The 17,807-nt window shown below is 35.0% G+C and carries 17 protein-coding genes, 1 pseudogene and 1 riboswitch; of the genes and pseudogenes, 1 reads left to right on the top strand and 17 read right to left on the bottom strand.

Annotation, left to right across the window (positions count from 1 at the left end; all coding sequences use genetic code 11):
- Window positions 1-3 precede the first annotated feature (3 nt).
- From cobO to EQM13_RS01735, 10 genes and pseudogenes are all read right to left on the bottom strand, one after another.
- Window positions 4-519, bottom strand: coding sequence for a cob(I)yrinic acid a,c-diamide adenosyltransferase (cobO, locus tag EQM13_RS01780; RefSeq protein ID WP_114218969.1), 516 nt, complete (start codon window positions 517-519; stop codon window positions 4-6).
- A complete protein-coding gene (locus tag EQM13_RS01775; protein WP_128751790.1) occupies window positions 520-1,893 on the bottom strand; it encodes a cobyrinate a,c-diamide synthase in 1,374 nt (457 codons plus the stop codon). It lies immediately after the preceding gene.
- A gap of 99 nt (window positions 1,894-1,992) precedes the next feature.
- Window positions 1,993-2,550 (bottom strand): GNAT family N-acetyltransferase, encoded by a 558-nt coding sequence (locus EQM13_RS01770; RefSeq protein WP_128751789.1) that lies wholly within the window; start codon window positions 2,548-2,550, stop codon window positions 1,993-1,995.
- Window positions 2,551-2,718: 168 nt separating this feature from the next.
- Window positions 2,719-4,107 carry a dihydrolipoyl dehydrogenase gene (gene lpdA, locus EQM13_RS01765; RefSeq protein WP_128751788.1) on the bottom strand — a complete coding sequence of 463 codons (1,389 nt, stop codon included), beginning with the start codon at window positions 4,105-4,107 and terminating at the stop codon, window positions 2,719-2,721.
- Window positions 4,108-4,119: 12 nt separating this feature from the next.
- Window positions 4,120-5,427, bottom strand: coding sequence for a dihydrolipoamide acetyltransferase family protein (locus tag EQM13_RS01760; protein ID WP_128751787.1), 1,308 nt, complete (start codon window positions 5,425-5,427; stop codon window positions 4,120-4,122).
- A 17-nt stretch (window positions 5,428-5,444) separates the two neighbouring features.
- A complete protein-coding gene (locus tag EQM13_RS01755) occupies window positions 5,445-6,500 on the bottom strand; it encodes an ATP-NAD kinase family protein (RefSeq protein WP_128751786.1) in 1,056 nt (351 codons plus the stop codon).
- 65 nt (window positions 6,501-6,565) lie between these two features.
- Complete coding sequence (locus tag EQM13_RS01750) at window positions 6,566-7,537, bottom strand: alpha-ketoacid dehydrogenase subunit beta (RefSeq protein WP_128751785.1); 972 nt, start codon at window positions 7,535-7,537, stop codon at window positions 6,566-6,568.
- A complete protein-coding gene (locus EQM13_RS01745) occupies window positions 7,534-8,520 on the bottom strand; it encodes a thiamine pyrophosphate-dependent dehydrogenase E1 component subunit alpha (RefSeq protein ID WP_240662979.1) in 987 nt (328 codons plus the stop codon). Before EQM13_RS01745 ends, EQM13_RS01750 begins: the two co-directional genes overlap by 4 nt.
- A 17-nt stretch (window positions 8,521-8,537) precedes the next feature.
- Window positions 8,538-8,759 (bottom strand): annotated as a pseudogene (locus EQM13_RS18970) (Lin0512 family protein); the annotation flags it as partial.
- A 343-nt stretch (window positions 8,760-9,102) separates the two neighbouring features.
- Window positions 9,103-11,034: a sigma-54-dependent Fis family transcriptional regulator gene (locus tag EQM13_RS01735; RefSeq protein ID WP_128751784.1), complete on the bottom strand. Its 1,932-nt coding sequence runs from the start codon at window positions 11,032-11,034 to the stop codon at window positions 9,103-9,105.
- Window positions 11,035-11,567: 533 nt separating this feature from the next.
- Between EQM13_RS01735 and EQM13_RS01730 the strand changes: the two genes are divergently transcribed.
- On the top strand, window positions 11,568-12,191 hold the full coding sequence (locus EQM13_RS01730; protein WP_128751783.1) for a superoxide dismutase: 624 nt from the start codon (window positions 11,568-11,570) through the stop codon (window positions 12,189-12,191).
- A gap of 309 nt (window positions 12,192-12,500) precedes the next feature.
- Here EQM13_RS01730 and EQM13_RS01725 read toward each other — a convergent pair whose 3' ends face one another.
- The 7 genes from EQM13_RS01725 to EQM13_RS01695 all read right to left on the bottom strand — a co-directional run bounded on the left by EQM13_RS01725 (window position 12,501) and on the right by EQM13_RS01695 (window position 17,718).
- Window positions 12,501-13,112, bottom strand: a complete 612-nt coding sequence (locus EQM13_RS01725) for an ECF transporter S component (protein ID WP_128751782.1) — start codon at window positions 13,110-13,112, stop codon at window positions 12,501-12,503.
- 82 nt (window positions 13,113-13,194) lie between these two features.
- Window positions 13,195-13,314: riboswitch (FMN riboswitch) on the bottom strand.
- 72 nt (window positions 13,315-13,386) lie between these two features.
- A complete protein-coding gene (locus tag EQM13_RS18425) occupies window positions 13,387-13,746 on the bottom strand; it encodes a transketolase C-terminal domain-containing protein (protein WP_114218980.1) in 360 nt (119 codons plus the stop codon).
- Window positions 13,747-13,789: 43 nt separating this feature from the next.
- Window positions 13,790-15,049, bottom strand: a complete 1,260-nt coding sequence (locus EQM13_RS01715) for a PTS ascorbate transporter subunit IIC (protein WP_128751781.1) — start codon at window positions 15,047-15,049, stop codon at window positions 13,790-13,792.
- Between the two features lie 28 nt (window positions 15,050-15,077).
- Window positions 15,078-15,362, bottom strand: coding sequence for a PTS sugar transporter subunit IIB (locus EQM13_RS01710; RefSeq protein ID WP_128751780.1), 285 nt, complete (start codon window positions 15,360-15,362; stop codon window positions 15,078-15,080).
- 34 nt (window positions 15,363-15,396) lie between these two features.
- Window positions 15,397-15,846 (bottom strand): PTS sugar transporter subunit IIA, encoded by a 450-nt coding sequence (locus EQM13_RS01705; RefSeq protein WP_128751779.1) that lies wholly within the window; start codon window positions 15,844-15,846, stop codon window positions 15,397-15,399.
- A 58-nt stretch (window positions 15,847-15,904) separates the two neighbouring features.
- Entirely contained in the window at window positions 15,905-16,186 is a 282-nt protein-coding gene (locus EQM13_RS01700) for a PRD domain-containing protein (RefSeq protein WP_128751778.1), read from the bottom strand.
- Between the two features lie 170 nt (window positions 16,187-16,356).
- Window positions 16,357-17,718: an MATE family efflux transporter gene (locus tag EQM13_RS01695; protein ID WP_128751777.1), complete on the bottom strand. Its 1,362-nt coding sequence runs from the start codon at window positions 17,716-17,718 to the stop codon at window positions 16,357-16,359.
- Window positions 17,719-17,807: the final 89 nt, after the last annotated feature.

The following is a 17,807-nucleotide window of genomic DNA, read 5'->3' as shown; positions in this document are numbered from 1 at the left end:
AAATCAATTTTCTATTCCCTTTCTGGCAGGTACTCCTTTTTTGTAATAATGCTTTATCTCTTTCATCTCCGTAACCAAATCCGCAAACTCTATAAGCTTTTCATCTGCATACCTGCCGGTTACTATAACCTCAACGTGAGGCACTCTGTTTTTGATAACTTCAATTGCTTCGTCAATTGTAAATAAATTATAGTATACGGCTATATTGAGTTCATCCAATACAACTATATCATATAAACCTCCGGATAAAATTTTTCTGCAGGTTTCCAATCCTTCTTTAGCCAATCTTATATCCTCTTCCGTAGGTTTATTAAATATAAAACAATTTCGTCCGAACTGATGTATTTCAAAATTGGGAAGGAATTTTTGACTTTCAAGCTCGCTGTATTTCATTCCCTTTATAAACTGTCCGAAATATACCTTCTTCCCGGCGCATACAGCCCTAAGAGACAGGCCTAAAGCCGCAGTGGTTTTTCCCTTACCGTTACCGGTATATACATGAACATAACCTTTTTCCATTTATCTCCCTCCGCCTAAAATTTTTTTCAACTTCACACATCTGTTTAAAAACTCCTTGAGGAAATCCAAGTTACTATAAAAATGAATGTGAGGATACCCTGCTATTACGTTATTTTTCATTAACCCGCCTTTCCAACAGTCTGTAAAATCTTCTCTATGTTTAGTTATATTATAGTAATAATCCAATTTCTCATTTTCTTTTACATATGATCTGTGGAATTCATGGCCTCTTATTTTGATCCCACTTTTAGTTTCAATATCAACATATCCGAAATGATTCAATTTATCAGTCATTACAGATTCGGCGTTAAAAAATCCGACCATATCATGATATTTGCCTTGTAAATCCACTATTCCTTTAGTAAGGTACATCAACCCTCCGCATTCTGCATAGGCAGGAAGCCCCTTATCAAGAAACGATTTTATATTTTCTCTCATAGAAACATTTTCCTCCAGTTCCTCTCCGAATACCTCAGGAAAACCGCCTCCTATATAAAGTCCGTCTATCTTATCCGGTACTTTGGAATCTGATATAGGACTAAAGGGTAAGAGTTTAACTCCCGTCTCTTCCATCAACTGTAAGTTATGATGGTAATAAAAACTAAAGGCTTTATCCATAGCAACTCCTATTTTAAGGCCTTTATATTCAGACATAATACTTTCGGCAGGATTATTTACGGGTTTAAGGTCCTCTGCATTTGCTATATCTTCTAAGGCATCCAAATCAACATAATCCTCTGTAAATTCTGCCAGTCTATCTACTTTTTTGTTTAATTCTTTTGCTTCCTGAGCAGGGATTAGGCCTAAATGCCTGCTTTTCAAGGATATGTCTTCTTTATTCGGAAGATATCCCAAGCATTTTATTTTTAGCTCTCTTTCAACAATTGACTTCAACATGTCATAATGCTTTTGACCTGAAACCTGATTAAAAATCACTCCTTTAATCTCTACATCTCTATCATACATCATATAACCCATTATAAGGGCTGCTACACTTGAAGACATTGCCTTAGCTTCAACTACCAGCACTACCGGCGCCTTAATAATTTTAGCCACATGGGCAGTACTCCCATTATCCTTTTCCGTTCCAAACCCGTCGTACATTCCCATTACGCCTTCAATAATACTTATATCAGTTCCGCATGTACTTTTGTTGAACAGATACCTTATAGTGTCACTGTCTAAAAGATAACTATCTAAATTATACGAAAAATTTCCCGTAACAAATTGATGAAAGCCAGGATCTATATAATCAGGTCCCACCTTAAAAGGCGAAACTTTTTTCCCTTTTTTCGTAAAAGCTGCCATTATTCCCAAGCTTACCGTAGTCTTCCCGCAACCGCTGTGAGTACCGGCTATAACTACTTTTTTCATCTAATTATCCACCTCATTATATATGTGGACAAAATGCCTGTACCCTTGTCCACAGTAAATTAACTTTAATCTCATGTTTATATTTAATCCCAGATTAATTTAAATGTACAGGTCCATTAATATTTCATCATAGAAAACTCCATTTATATTAAAGTAATCTTTATGTAAACCTACTTGCTGAAATCCAAATTTTTCATATAACTTTATGGCATTTTTGTTGTCCGCCCTGACTCCGAGGCTTATATTTCTCATTCCCTTTTCCTTTGCAAATTTTATTAATTCCTCCATCATTATACTTCCTATACCGTTTTTCCAATAATCCTTTCTTACTGAAATACCTATTTCGCTGTTATGAACAAACCTTTTCTTCTTCAAGCCAACAATATTGGCCATGCTCACAATGGTATTATCTACAATCCCCAATATCGTAAGGGAATTTTGATTGTTCTTTAAATTTCTTATATACTCTTCTTCCTGTTCAACGTTAAGATGAAATTCATTCTTGCCAAAGGTTAAATTGTCGCTTTCTCCTCCTACCGTGTTACAGTATTCCACCATCTCCTCTGCATCTTCAACTTCAGGTATTCTTACTGTTAACTTTTTTCCGTCCTTCAGCGCTGTTTCCCTCAGGATAAGATGGGATAAATCACTATTCATAGATAATCCTCCTTCAGTAATATAGGTATAATTCACCAAAATATGGTTCAATTCCTTAATTAGAAATATCATAACACAAAAAAACAGAAAAATAAATATCAAGCTAAGCGAACAAAAAATTAAGGCATTCTAATTTCTATTGCTATTAGAACGCCTTAATAATTATTTTTATCTTGGAATGTGAATTGCATTTCCGTGAACTGCATGAGCTGCTTCCTGAAGAGCTTCTCCTATTGTAGGATGGGCATGTATCGTTGATGTTATTTCATCAACAGTAGCTTCAAGTCTGATGGCAAGTGATCCTTCCACAATAAGGTCCGTAGCTCTCGGCCCTGCCATATGAAACCCAAGTATTTCTCCTGTTTGAGCATCGGCAATATATTTTACAATACCATCAGTTTCTCCCTCTATTATAGCCTTACCGTTTATATACATGGGAAACATTCCCGTTTTAATTTCATATCCCTTTGTCTTGGCTTGTTCTTCCGTAAGTCCCACCCCTGCCAGTTCAGGTTTTGTGTAAACACAGTAAGGTATGGTTCTAAAATCTATCTGTGGTTTTTTACCAATTATAGATTCAGCGGCAACGATTCCTTCCGCCGAAGCTGCATGAGCAAGCATGACGCCTCCTGTACAGTCTCCGATGGCATATATATTATCTGTATCCGTCCTCATATTTTTATTTACTACAATAGCCCCTCTTTCGGTTTTCACATTAAGATTTTCCAGTCCCATGCTATCTGTTGCGGGTTTTCTTCCTATGGACAGAAGCACCTTTTCACCTATAAAAGAAGCTTCTCCCTGATATGATACTGTATTTACGGACAATCCTTCATTTGATTCTGAAATAGAAACTACCTTCGTACCCGTATGGATTTCCACACCGTTTTTAATAAATTTATCTTTCAAAGGCTGAACTATATCTTTATCCATATTGGCAACTATGTTATCAAGCATTTCCACAATTATAACTTTACAGCCTAAGGCATTGTAAACAGCGGCAAATTCTGCTCCTATGACTCCTCCGCCAATTATTACCATACTCTTTGGTACTTTCGATAGCGAAAGGGCTTCGTCACTAGTTATAACTCCAGGAAGATTTACTCCCGGTAAAGGAATTATTACCGGTTTCGAACCTGTAGCTATTATAGCATAATCAAAGTCTGCTGATGTTTTTGTACCATCCTTCATCTTTACGGATATCTTATTTTTATTTACAAAACTTCCTTCTCCCTCTATTTTTACAATTTTGTTGTTACTCAGGAGTCCTTCTACTCCTCTTACAAGTCTTCCTACTATCTTTTCTTTTCTCTCTTGTAACCGTCTCCAATCCACCCCTATATCTGATACCCTTATACCCATTTCATTATAATCTTTTTTTATCATTTCAAGCTGTTCAGTAGTATGAAGCAGAACCTTGGTAGGTATACACCCTTTGTTCAAACAGGTCCCGCCAAAATGTTCTTTCTCGATTATTGTCACCTCGGCACCAAGCTGAGCAGCTCTTATAGCTGCCACATACCCTCCCGGTCCCCCGCCCATAATTACTATCTTCATTAAGCTACCTCCTTAAATTAAAAGAAGTCCCGGCTTCTCTATATATTCTTTTAGCTTTGCCATAAATGCTGCGGCTGCCGCTCCGTCTATAACCCTGTGATCTGCAGTCAAACTCAGGTTCATTATAGGTTTAATCACCAATTGGCCGTTTATCACTTTTGCTTCTTCATTAATCGTATTTACACCCAATATCGCCACCTCCGGCTGATTTATAATAGGTGTAAATAATTCAATTCCAAACATGCCAAGGTTGCTGATAGTAAATGTTCCTCCCGAAAGTTCGTCAGGAGTCAGTTCATTGTTTTTTGCCTTCTCTGCCAACTCTTTAAGTTCCCCCGAAATTTCCTTTAATCCTTTAACGTTGGCATATTTTATTACCGGAACAAGGAGTCCCTCATGAAGGGCAACTGCTACACCCATGTTCACGTAATTTCTTATAATAATCTCATTGCCGTCTATGGAGCTATTTAAAAGAGGAAATTTCAGCAAGGTTTTGGATACGATTTTAACCAAAATATCCGTATATGAAACCTTCAGCGTAGCTTTAAGTTCCTCTCTAATATGCTTTAATGCACTTGTATCTACTTTTATATTGTAATTTACCGTAGGAGAAGTCTGTACACTTTCCAACATTCTTTTTCCGATTACCTTTCTCATTGTGTTCATAGGCTTTCTTGATTCCTTGGGGTCTGCATATTTGGCAAGTTCCTCACTGAGTTTAAACTTAATGACATCGTCTTTCATAATTCTCGTATCTTTTTGAATCTTGTCTATGTCAACATTCAATTGTTCCGCAACTACCGTTGCCGTAGGCGATACCTTTTTATTAGTACTTTTTTTATTTTCCGAATAATTTCTGATGTCATCCTCAGTTATGCTGTTTTCAGGTCCTGTACCTTTTACTAATGAAATATCAACATTTAATTCCTTGGCTATTTTCTTAGCTCTCGGAGAAATTTTTACTCTCTCTCTATTGGAAACTACAGATTTTCCGCTTTCCTTTGATACTGTTTTCGGTTTAAGATTAGGAGTATCCGGCTGAGTATTTTCTCCTAATTTTTTCAATAAACCCGAGATATCTTCACCTGTTTCAGCTATTATCGCCACCGGTTCAAGCACCTTTACAGTACCTTCTTTAATAATTATTTTTCTTAATACTCCTGAAACTGTTGATTTATATTCATTTGTCAATTTATCTGTTTCTACTTCAAAGAGTGTATCTCCCTTTGTTACTATGTCTCCTTCAGATTTTTTCCAGTTAGTTAAAAATCCCTCTGTCATTGTTAATCCCATTTTGGGCATCAATACTAATTCTGCCATGTTGTTCCTCCTTAATATTAGTTATATGTTCCTTCAATTTTTCCTTCTCTGACAATAGAACAAATTGAAGAATTCCCTGCAAGAAAAAAGCCTTTATTTTGTGCTACTTCCAATGCTTTTACCGCATCTACATGCTGTGGACCTTTACGGGTGATTTTGAATATGAAATTCTGATTCTTTGAAAATTCTATTTCTCTTTCTCCATCTAAAGCAATAGTCCCTCTGCCTGACGAAATATATCTAAATTCATCATTTAATTTAAGAATAACAGGTTCTTCTGTAAAAATTAAATTTAATACTCCTGCTGCAACGGGAGCGACAATTTGAGAACCTTTAGAATTAATGTTTATAAATGCCCCGAAATCATCTTTAGGAAGTATTATCTTCCTGCAGCCCACAACAGATGAAAAACCTATTGAAGCAGGATGGCTTCTCGTCACAAATATTTTTTCAATATTTTCAATGTTCCATATGGCTTTTGAACCTACATAGACATCTTTTGATATAACTGCATCTATCAAAGCAATGTCCTTTAAGGCTTCATCTTCATATATTTCTATTCTTTTATCCTTAATTGTAAACAGCCTTTCATCAAATTTATGGGAAGCAACTACTGCTGCAGCCATTCCTGCTATAGTCCCTTCCATCATAACCGGATACACATTGTTTGTACCTGTCGAAATAGTTATTAAAGGTGTATTCTCAACTGCTTTCGCAACAGCCCTGTTAGTACCGTCACCTCCTAAAGTTACAATACATCCTACTTTGTTTTGTTCCATAAATTTTGTAGCACATATGGTGTCCTCTATGCTATCACAATTCAGCATATTTATTACATTAATATCACATTTCAGTTCGTTACACGTGTTGAGGCTATCCTCAACTCTATAACCTATATTGTAGGAATCAGGCATCATATAAACTCTTTCTACTCCGAAAGCTTGAGCTCCCAATATGATTCTTTCCACAATATTTATTTTTTCATTGTTATCTATTACGGTAGCATGGGATACAAGTCTCCTTATATCCTTTCCGGAAGCAGGATTTGCTATTATTCCGATGGTAGTAAGCATTTTCCACCTCCATATTGAACTGGAGCATTGATATAGAATTATATCAATGCCCCTAAACAACTTTGTTAAAACAATGATTTAACAGCAATTACTATGTCTCTATCATTTGGAAGAACATAATTTTCCAGATTGGAGGCAAATGGAATTGGAGTATTAAGGGAACCAACTCTTTTTATTGGAGCATCACATTCATAGAAACATTCTTCAGCAATAATTGAAGCAATTTCTCCGGTAAAAGCTCCCCTTTTTACCTCCTCACTTACTATTACAACCTTGTGGGTTTTGCCCACAGACTTAAATATTGTTTCAATGTCAAAGGGATAAAGAGACCTTAAATCGATAACCTCTGCATTTATTCCATCTTTAGCAAGGTCTTCAGACGCTTTTAAAGAATTGAAGACCTGTCGTCCATAAGTTATTATAGTTACATCTGTTCCCTCCTTTTTAACGGAAGCTTTTCCTAAGGGTACTATTTTCAGTTCATCTTCTACTTCACTTTTAGTTGCATATAATGTTTTGTTTTCAATATAGATTACAGGATTATCATCTTCTATTGCCGAAATCATCAGCCCATAGGCATCCCGGGCATTAGAGGGATATACAACTTTAAGCCCAGGGACATGAGTAAGCCATGCTTCTAAGGATTGGGAATGCTGTGCAGCAGCACTTACTCCTCCTCCTTCCGGAAGTCGTATAACTATAGGAAGAGTAATTTTTCCTCCTGTCATATATCTTAATTTCGCAGCTTGATTTACAATTTGGTCCATACCTACTGTAACGAAATCCATAAACATAAGTTCTGCTATAGGTCTCAGTCCGCATGCCGCAGACCCTACAGCAGTTCCAATGATTGCCCCTTCTGAAATAGGTGTATCTCTTACTCTTTTATCTCCAAATTCATCAAACATTCCCATCGTGACTCCAAAACATCCGCCGAATTTTCCCACATCTTCTCCGAAGATAAACACATTGGGATCTTCCAACATTTTCTTTCTCATTCCTTCTCTTATTCCTTCTGCATAGGTCATCTTTTTCATCTTACTCTTCCCTCCTCAACTATATCAGTATAAACATCTTCCAAAGCTGATTCCAAGGCAGGTATTTTGCTCTTATCTGCAAATTCGTTAGCATCATCTATCATCTTATCAACATCTGCGTTCAACGTTTTAATTTCATCTTCCGTCATTATGTCATTTTCCATAAGATATTTTTCTAATCTTGGTATAGGATCTTTCTTCTTCCAAGCTTCCAGTTCGCCTTCTGGTCTGTATACAGTTGGGTCCCCTTCAAAATGTCCTCTCCATCTGTAAGTTTTACATTCGATCAAACTTGGCCCCTGTCCTTTCCTTGCCCGTGCAACTGCTTCCCCTACAGCCTCATAAACTGCAAATACATCATTGCCGTCTACTGTTACTCCAGGCATATTGTATGCTGTTGCTCTTACGGAAACATCAGTAATTGCCTGATGTCTTTTCTGACTTACAGAAATTCCGTAACCGTTATTTTCACATACAAATATAACGGGAAGTTTCCAAATACTTGCTAAATTCATAGATTCATGGAATGTACTCTGGTTTGTAGAACCATCTCCAAAAAAGCAAACACAAACCTGATCAGTTCCTTTATACTGAGCAGCAAAACCCGCTCCCACTGCTATATTATGTCCTGCACCTACAATACCGTTTGCACCAAGTATACCTTTTGATGCATCGGCAATATGCATTGACCCGCCTTTTCCTCTTCCATATCCTGTTTCCTTCCCAAAAAGTTCTGCCATCATATAATTCAATTCTCCGCCCTTGGCTATAATATGGCCATGTCCTCTATGAGTACTTGTAATGTAATCGTCTTCTCTGAGATTAGCACAAGCTCCTGTTGCAACAGCCTCTTCTCCTATATAAAGATGAACAAATCCGGGAATCTTACCTTCAGCAAATTTATCCATTGCCCTTGTCTCAAATTTTCTAATCTTTAACATGGTCAAATACATACTTTTCAATTGAGCATCTGTTATTTTCAAAATACTACCTCCCATCATTATTTTATTTTTACTTCCACACATGCTATGGCGGCCTCAATTGAATCATCTTTATCTCCAAGCTTAGTGAAATAAAGGCCTTCCGTTTTCAGCCCTCCATTAACAGCATGTACTGTTACTTTCCCTATAGGAAAGTATTTTTCTATTTCTTCCGTTTTGACTTCATCAGGCCTTGTAACGGCAACAGTTGTTTTGATGAATACGCTATCATTTATATTATCCTGCGAAAATCCACTCCCGGCCCAAACTCAATAATAAATCTCTTCGTATAAATTCTCCTTTCTATTTATCATTGTCATCTTAAATACAAAGCACATTTTATGCCAGATTTTTAAACTTAAAAAATTTTTGTTAAATCCCTTAATTTTAATGTTTTGAAGCTCTGTTAGAATCGTTGCAATTTATTTTTTATTAATACATACAAAAAAGGAATCTCAAAATGAGACTAAAGTTTCATTTTGAGATTCCTTTTTGTATTAATATAATAAATTCCTATGAATTTGTCTGCAGGTGTAAATATGAAGTCTCATTTTGAGACATCCATAATATCTATTAAAAATATTGTTATATAGATTTGCCTATACTTCTCAAATCAATACTGTACATTTTTATTTTTCTGTAAATAGTAGCCTTACTTATATTTAAATCATTGGCAGCCCTTAAAACATTAAAATTATTAGCTGCAAGAGCCTGCTTTATACTGTCTTTTTCTATATCTTTCAAATTAAAAGAGGGTGATTTCTCAGAACTTTTAATAAATTCGGCATTGTCCTTATAAAATACTGTACTGTTGATCACTTGTCTGTCAGAGGTGTAGTATGCCCGCTGAATAATATTTTTCAATTCCCTCACATTTCCGCTCCAGAAATGATTTTTTAATGTTTCTTCAAAGGATTTGGAAAAATATTTCTGCATACTATTTTCTCTGTTAAGATCCTCTAAAAAATATCTTGCAAGAACTATTATGTCATTTTTTCTATTTCTTAAAGGCGGTATTTTTAAATTAATTACATTGAGCCTGAAATAAAGATCCTGCCTGAAAGAACCCTTTGAAATCTCATCTGCCAAATTTCTGTTGGTTGCAGATATAACTCTGACATCCAAATCCCTTTCATAAAAACTTCCAATTCTCATAATTTTATTGTTATCCAGAACTCTCAAAAGTTTCGGCTGGACCTCCAAAGGAATTTCTCCTATTTCATCCAGAAAAATTGTACCTCCGTTAGCTAATTCAAATTTTCCGGGTTTTCCTCCCCTTACTGCTCCCGTAAAAGAGCCGCTTTCATAGCCGAATAACTCGCTTTCAAACAGTTCCTTTGGAATAGCAGAACAATTAATCGCAATAAAAGGGCCATTTCTTCTATGGCTTTCATTGTGTATGGACTGAGCGTACAGCTCCTTTCCCGTACCACTCTCTCCCTCAATTAGAATGGGACAATTTGTCTTTGATACTTTTTTTGCTGTACTTATAAGCTCCTTCATTTTGCTATCCTCAGTAATTATACTGTTAAAGGTATAATTTGCATTAAAACCTGCTAATTTGCTTACCTCTTTTCTCACATGTTTTGCTTCTCTGATAAAAATTACTGCCGCCGCTACCTCGTCTCCTGCCAAAATAGGAGAAATATTCAAGGAACATTCAACTTTTTTATTTCCGATGGAAATTGTAAAGTCAAAAATACTCATCTTCTCCTTAGCTATAAATATATTATTCTTAATATCAATTAGTTTAAAGACTTTATCAAACTTGGTATTTAATATATCACTTTCCTCCATGTCAAATATATCTTTAACCTTATTGTTAATCCTTATAACTTTTAAATTGCTGTCAACCACCATTATTCCATCCATTATGGAATCAAAGGTAGTATCCACCAGATGATAAGATTCTGATATGGCAAGCTGTTTTTCTATACAATTGGCACTGGAAACCGCTATAGCAAAAGTGTGAGTTTGAACATCCTCTGCTCTGCCTGATATATCAAAGCATCCTATTATTTCTCCCTTGCTGTTATGTATGGGAGCCGCAGAACAGGTCCATCTATGGTGATATTCACAATAATGTTCTGCTCCTATAACCTGCATAGGTTTGTCAATTGCAAGACATGTGCCTATGGCATTAGTCCCTACGCTTTTTTCATCCCACAGAGAACCCTTTACAAAGTTTAAATTATCATGAATATCCTTTATATCATTGTTTATTATCAAATCTATAATAACTCCCTTTTCATCAGTTAAAACAACACTGTAACTTGTACTTTTCACCATTGAGTAAACGTTTTCCAAAATAGGCCGTGTAAGGTTTATCAATTCTGTTTTTCTGGATATACTTTCTTTAAGCCACGCATCCGAAACCCTTGTACCTCTTCCCCACATATAGTTTACTCCCATTTTTTCGCATCTTCTCCATGATTCCAATATAACATTTCTTACATTTTCCGATACTTTCTTTGTTTTTACGTATTCCCTCCAACTCTCCTTCATATTACTAAACATAATATCAACTCCTCTTTATAATTAATAATGTTTAGCATATGTCATTATGTTTTTAAAATTATATCATAATGTATAAGAATATTCAATTTTTAATTCATTATGTCTTCAATAAGTAATGAAGACTTATACCGCAAATATACATGAACTTTATAAAAATTTAATGTTAAAAATACTTTAAATCTGCATTATACAGTTGTAGATTTAATTATTATATCAGAGACAATTTTAAATTACTTATTGAACGTTATACCTAAAATTCTGATTTATTCTTTTAAATTGATGACCAGATGCCTATTCCTTCATTGTATTGGGCATTTATCAAGAAATTTTTTGAATTTTTTTCTTTTAAATCCAAATTAGCATTAATTTCTTTCGGGAATGGGTATAATTGAGATAAAGTACAACACATATTAATTTAGCAGATATCTGTGATTTAATCTAAAACGATTTGTTCCTGTATCACTTAAATCAAAAAAAGAATCGACAAGTCTGTTATAAAGAAAGAAATTAAGAATTAAAAAGGAGGATTTGAAATGTTTAAACAAATAGAATTAAGTTATGGGTTTGGAGCCCTTGAACCACATATTGACAAATTGACAATGATTACACATTATAGTAAGCATCATGCTACTTATACGGCAAATTTAAATGCTGCAGTTGAGAAGGTGCCGGAACTGTCTGGTAAAAGCATTGAAGAAATTTTAAAAAACCTTGATGTTATCGCTGATACCACACTAAGAACTGCAATAAGAAATAATGGCGGAGGGTTTTACAACCATAACCTGTATTTTAGTACAATATCTCCTAATGGCGGAGGAAACCCCAGGGGAGAGCTGGAAAAAAAGATCAAAGAGGACTTCGGCAGTGTAGAAGATATGCGTATGCATCTTTCTGCTGCTGCAATAAGCCGGTTCGGTTCAGGCTGGGCATGGCTTAGTACAGATAAGGATGGAAAGCTTAATGTCAGCTCTTCTCCTAACCAGGATAATCCACTCATAGAGGACAGTAGTTTTATACCGATTCTGGGAATAGATGTGTGGGAACATGCATATTATCTTAAATATAAAAATCTCCGTCCAGACTACGTAAAGGCCTTTTGGAATGTAGTTGATTGGAATGCAGTGAGTAGGCTTTATGACTATGTGATTGCAGGATAAAATACTTTTTAAAAAGAGCTTTCATTGAAACAATGATATATTAAGCCCATTTTACTGAAAGCATATTTTAAGGTAATTAGAGCTTTCCTCTCAGATTCTAAACAAAAACATTTCGAGTTTTTATTTAAATAAACTCGAAATGTTTTCGTTTTATATTATAGATTAAGAATTTTACAAATTCTATAATATTAAGTTTAAATTATATTTTAAGTTTATTTTCTCAGTCTGTAAAATTATAAACTATAAATTATCAATTATTAATTCAAAAAATATCACCTTGAATTTTTATTATTAAATAAAAACAATGTACTAATCCTTTAGCAAAGGAGATATTCTCTTATATAGCAAAAATGTTACCAAGGCATTTACAGTTCCTTTTAATAAATTAAATGGCACCACTGTATATATAATCATTGTTTTTAAATCCACAACCCGAGAGCTTATGGCACTGCCCATTTCAATTATCTTTTCTATAGGAATCATTACTTTGCCATACAACGGAAATATAATATAATAATTGCTTAATGAAGCCAATAGAGTCATAAACAAAATTCCGACAACCAAACTCAAGATAGCTCTATGAATTGTTTTGCTTTTACGGTATATAATTGATGATGCTAAAACAAAAGATGAACCGATAATAAAGTTGGTAAGCTCTCCAATACCTCCGGTAGTACTACCTTCTATTAGCATGTTCAACAAATTTTTTAATAGTGATACGATTACACCAGAAATTGGACCCATAGCAAATCCTGATATTAAAACAGGCACATCGCTTATATCAAGTTTCATAAAACCTGGAGCCATAAACACTACCGGAACCTTAAAAAACATTAAACCTACGGCTACTGCAGCCAACATGGCAATTCTGACAATATTCTTAGTATTTACATTCATCCTTGTTTTTTTATAACTTCTCATATAAATCCCTCCAAAATAATATTTTTGTCAGGGCATAAAAATACCCCAAATCTTTGGGGCATATAAAATAGCTCTTAATTTAAGCCATCTTCTTCCATTCAGACTATAACTGCCGGTTTCGGAATTTCACCGAATCAGCCGTAAAAACGGTTCGCGGACTGTCACCGCCGGTGAGGAATTTCACCCCGCCCTGAAGATTTCTTTACATATATATTATATTAAGTTAATAAAAAAAACAATAGAATAATTCTAATTTCCGGAGTGTTGCTAAAGTTTATACTTCCAGTATATCTAAAGCTTTAGATATAATATTTTCCTCCGTTAATCCATACTTTTCATACAATTCATCAGACTTTCCCGATTCTCCGAAGGTATCGTCTACGCTAACCGGCTTTATATTACACGGATATTTATCCACAACCACTTCCGATATAGCACTATACAGACCACCATATTTAAAATGGTCTTCTGCTACAACTATGCCTTTAATTTTCTTTGCGTCTGCAAAATTAGTTCTATATCTAAAGGTTTTATTGTCGGCATTTCTATGACTTTCGTGCTTATTCCCTTTATATTCAGCTTTTCTGATGCAAAGGGCTATTTTCTTTAACTGTGTTAATTTCTCTTTATTCATTGCAACCTCCTGTATTTAAATAAAAGGTAGAAAAATCTACCTTTTATTTTATAAACAACTTCACAATATTGCCTAATATAATACCTACTACTCCAAAATCAGCATCACTAAAAGTAGTGTTGGCAAATCCTAAATTTCCCAATACCGGCATCAACAATACCGGCAAGAATGTTATCAGAAGTCCATGAGCAAAAGAGCCCCAGAAAGCCCCTCTTTTACCTCCTGTTGCGTTACCGAATACTCCAGCCGTTGCGCCACAGAAAAAATGAGGAACGACTCCAGGCAATATTATTGTAGTTTTTAATCCAATCAATATTAACATTCCAACTATACCACCTAAAAAGCTCGATAGGAATCCGATTAATACCGCATTAGACGCATACGGGAATACTACAGGGCAATCCAATGCCGGTTTTGCATCAGGTACCAATTTTTCCGATATACCTCTAAATGCAGGTACTATCTCCGCCAATATTAGCCTTACACCCTGAAGTATTATATATACTCCTCCTGCAAAGGTTATAGCCTGTAGTACGGCAAATAAAATGTAGTTTTGTCCCCCGCTCAATGTATTTATAAATTTATGCCCAGAAGCAATAGCAACTATGATATACAGTACGCCCATTACTAAAGATATGGCTACGGAACTGTCACGCATGAAACCAAGCTTTTGAGAAAATTCCATTTCCTCTGTGGATTTGGAATTCTTACCTAACACCTTTCCTACCCAAGCAGATAGTACGTATCCAACGGTACCAAAATGTCCAAAGGCTACATCATCAGTACCGGTAATCTTTCGCATAGTCGGCTGAGCAATTGCAGGGAAAAACGCCATAACAAATCCAAGTATTATTGAACCTACTATTATAAGGGTAACTCCTTCTAAACCTCCGACTACAAGAATCACGGATATCATAGCTGCCATATATAATGTATGATGTCCGGTTAAAAATATATATTTAAGTTTTGTATATCTGGCTATAAGTATATTAGCTAACATCCCAAAGGCCATTATCAGAGCTGTACTGGTCCCATAGGTCTCTAAAGCCAAAGCTACTACAGCTTCATTGTGAGGCACTACCCCCTGTACATTAAAGGCCTCTTGAAATATAGTTCCAAAATAACCTAAGGATTTTTCGGCAATTCCTGCTCCTCCGCTTAGTACTAAGAATCCTAAGACCGTTTTAATTGTCCCCTTCAATGTATCAGAAGCTGATTTCTTCTGTAATATTAAACCAATAAGTGCTATTAGTCCAACCAAAATTGCAGGCACACTTAATATGTCCAAAATCAGTTTTAACATTAAATAACCCCCTTTGTTATATTTTTTACTAAATCATGCCTTTCCCTTTTAACATTAACGTCAATTTATCCCTCAGTTCATTCATATCAATCATATTATTTAATAAGATGGTATCTCCGAGAGGTTTCAAATTGTTGGCTATATCCCTTGTACCAACAAATATATCTGCACCGGATGCAGAAGCAGATGACAAATCAGAATGGCTCACTTCTATACCCTTTATCCCTAATTCATTTAGTACTTTTTTGATATTCATCTCTATCATAAAGCTGCTGCCAAGACCTGTACTGCAACATACTAAAATCTTCTTCATGTTTTCACCTCCTTCCGAATTTCTTATAAATCTGTTACTTTGAATATTTGTAGATTATATCCAATACATCATCCTTCGTTGTTGAAGATATAATTTTATTAATGTCATTATCATTCATGAATAATTCCATCAATTGAGATAAAGCCTCCAAGTGGCTTTTATTATCTATTGCGCCGAAAGTAATTATGAGTTTTACCGGGTCATTAGTTTTATTGCCGAAATTTATTCCTTCTTTTAAAGTAGTCAAACTCATACATAGCTGATTAACTCCGTCCTCCGGTCGAGCATGAGCTAAGACGATTCCGGGGCCTATTACCATATAAGGTCCATTTTCTTTAAAGCTTTCAAATATCGCTTCAGTATAACTTTCTTCAATAAATCCTTTATCAATCAAATTTTGAGTTCCCTTTCTTATAGCCTCCTTCCAATCTTTACATTCAACCTTTAGTTCGATTACATCCCTTTTAAGCAGATCTTTTAACATAAAAGTTCCCCTTTCATAAAGTATAGATTTTCTATATTACTTTATCTCGTACAAAAGTTCATATTAGATGAAGAACAATATATTCCATATCTTTTTCAGATACAGTTATGATGAACTTTTTCTCAATTCTCTCTACAACTTTCCTGGATATTTTATATTCCTCTGTATTCTGAATATATTCATAATTTATATTGAAAATGTATATTTCCCCCTTTAACTGCATTCTTTTTATCATTATTGAGATATGTATCATTAAACCGGTATATGCCTTGCCACTAACTTTTCTGTTTAAATTATTTTCTGTATAATTTTTTAGTCTGATTTTTATGATAATAAGCATTACCTGTACAAACTAATGTACATATACCAGTACCAATTAAAACGATTAAATAGTTAATTGATAAAAAAATAAACAGAGAGCACTGAAAAAATATTTTTTCAGTGCTCTCTATTTATCCCTTACATATAAAGTTTTGATTTCAGTTCTGCATTTTTATGTATTCATCATAATTATGCAGCAGCTTGACTTTTAATCTTTTTCACAAAATGTCTGTAATAAAATATAAATAAAACAGATGTCACAATCCAACTAAGAGGATAACTAAAAACAACGGTCTTAATATCCGGCTTGATCGGAACTGCACAAAATATCCAAACAATCCTCAGCCCGCAAACTCCAAGACAAGTAATGAGCATCGGAACTAATGAATTCCCCATTCCACGCAAGGCACCGGACAATATTTCTATAAATACAAATGTAAAATAAGTCGGCACCAAAAATCTTAAAATTTCCATCCCCTTTTCAATGACTGCTGTATCTGCCGTAAACATCAAATATATATATTGCCCGGCAAAATACAGCACCATACTTAAAATAACGGCTGAAAGCATACACATACTCAAACATTGGCGGACTCCTTTTTTAACACGGTCCATCTTTTCAGCCCCGTAATTCTGTCCCACAAAGGTTGTTATTGATACTCCAAATGCACCCATCATCATCCAAAATAATCCGTCAATTTTACTGAATGCCGTCCATGCAGCCACAGTATCAGTACCAAATGAATTTATGCATACTTGAATAGCCATATTTGCTATACTGTACATAACTGACTGCAATCCTGCCGGTAAACCTATTTTAAAAATTTGATCAAGTTTATCTCCATGTATCTTTATATTGTTAAATTGAATTTGATAGGATTCATCTGTTTTTGACAAGGCCAAAAGTATCAGCACAGCACTTACGCACTGTGACAAAACAGTAGCTATTGCAACACCATGAACTCCCCATCCAAATACTATAACAAACAATAAATCCAGTACTATATTTACAAAGCAGCTTACGATCAAAAAATATAAAGGACGCTTAGAATCTCCCACTGCACGGAGAATTCCGGAACCCATATTATATATCAAGTTTGCTATCATACCCGTAAAATATATTCGTATATAAATTATTGAATATTCAATGACATCGGACGGTGTATTCATAGCCCTTAATGCAATTGGGGATGCTAAAAACCCCACTACCATGATAAAAGCTCCTCCTATTACTGCCATGCCTATAGCGGTATGAACGGCAGTGTTTAAATCTTCACGTTTTTTGGCACCGTAATACTGTGAGATAATGACTGTCGCTCCGGAAGATATCCCAACAAAAAAATTAACCAATAAATTTATAAGTGTGCCGGTTGTTCCCCCCACTGCCGATAATGCTTCTTTGCCGACAAATCTTCCCACAACTATAGCATCGACTGTATTATACAGTTGCTGAAAGAAAGTCCCGAATAAAATCGGAAAAAAGAAAATCAGTATTTGTTGCCAAATTACACCTTCCGCAAGATTATATTTATTTACTGTGTCATGCTTCATCTTATCTGCTCCAAATTTAAATTTCTCACTATTTTCTGATAGTATATCAATTATTCGCTTTTGTCAATATCATTGACATACCATATAAT

Origin of the sequence: Acidilutibacter cellobiosedens (genome assembly GCF_004103715.1) — a bacterium.
Classification (GTDB): domain Bacteria; phylum Bacillota; class Clostridia; order Tissierellales; family Acidilutibacteraceae; genus Acidilutibacter; species Acidilutibacter cellobiosedens.
Note: the sequence above shows the minus strand (reverse complement) of the source record. Positions and strands in the feature narration are given on the sequence as shown.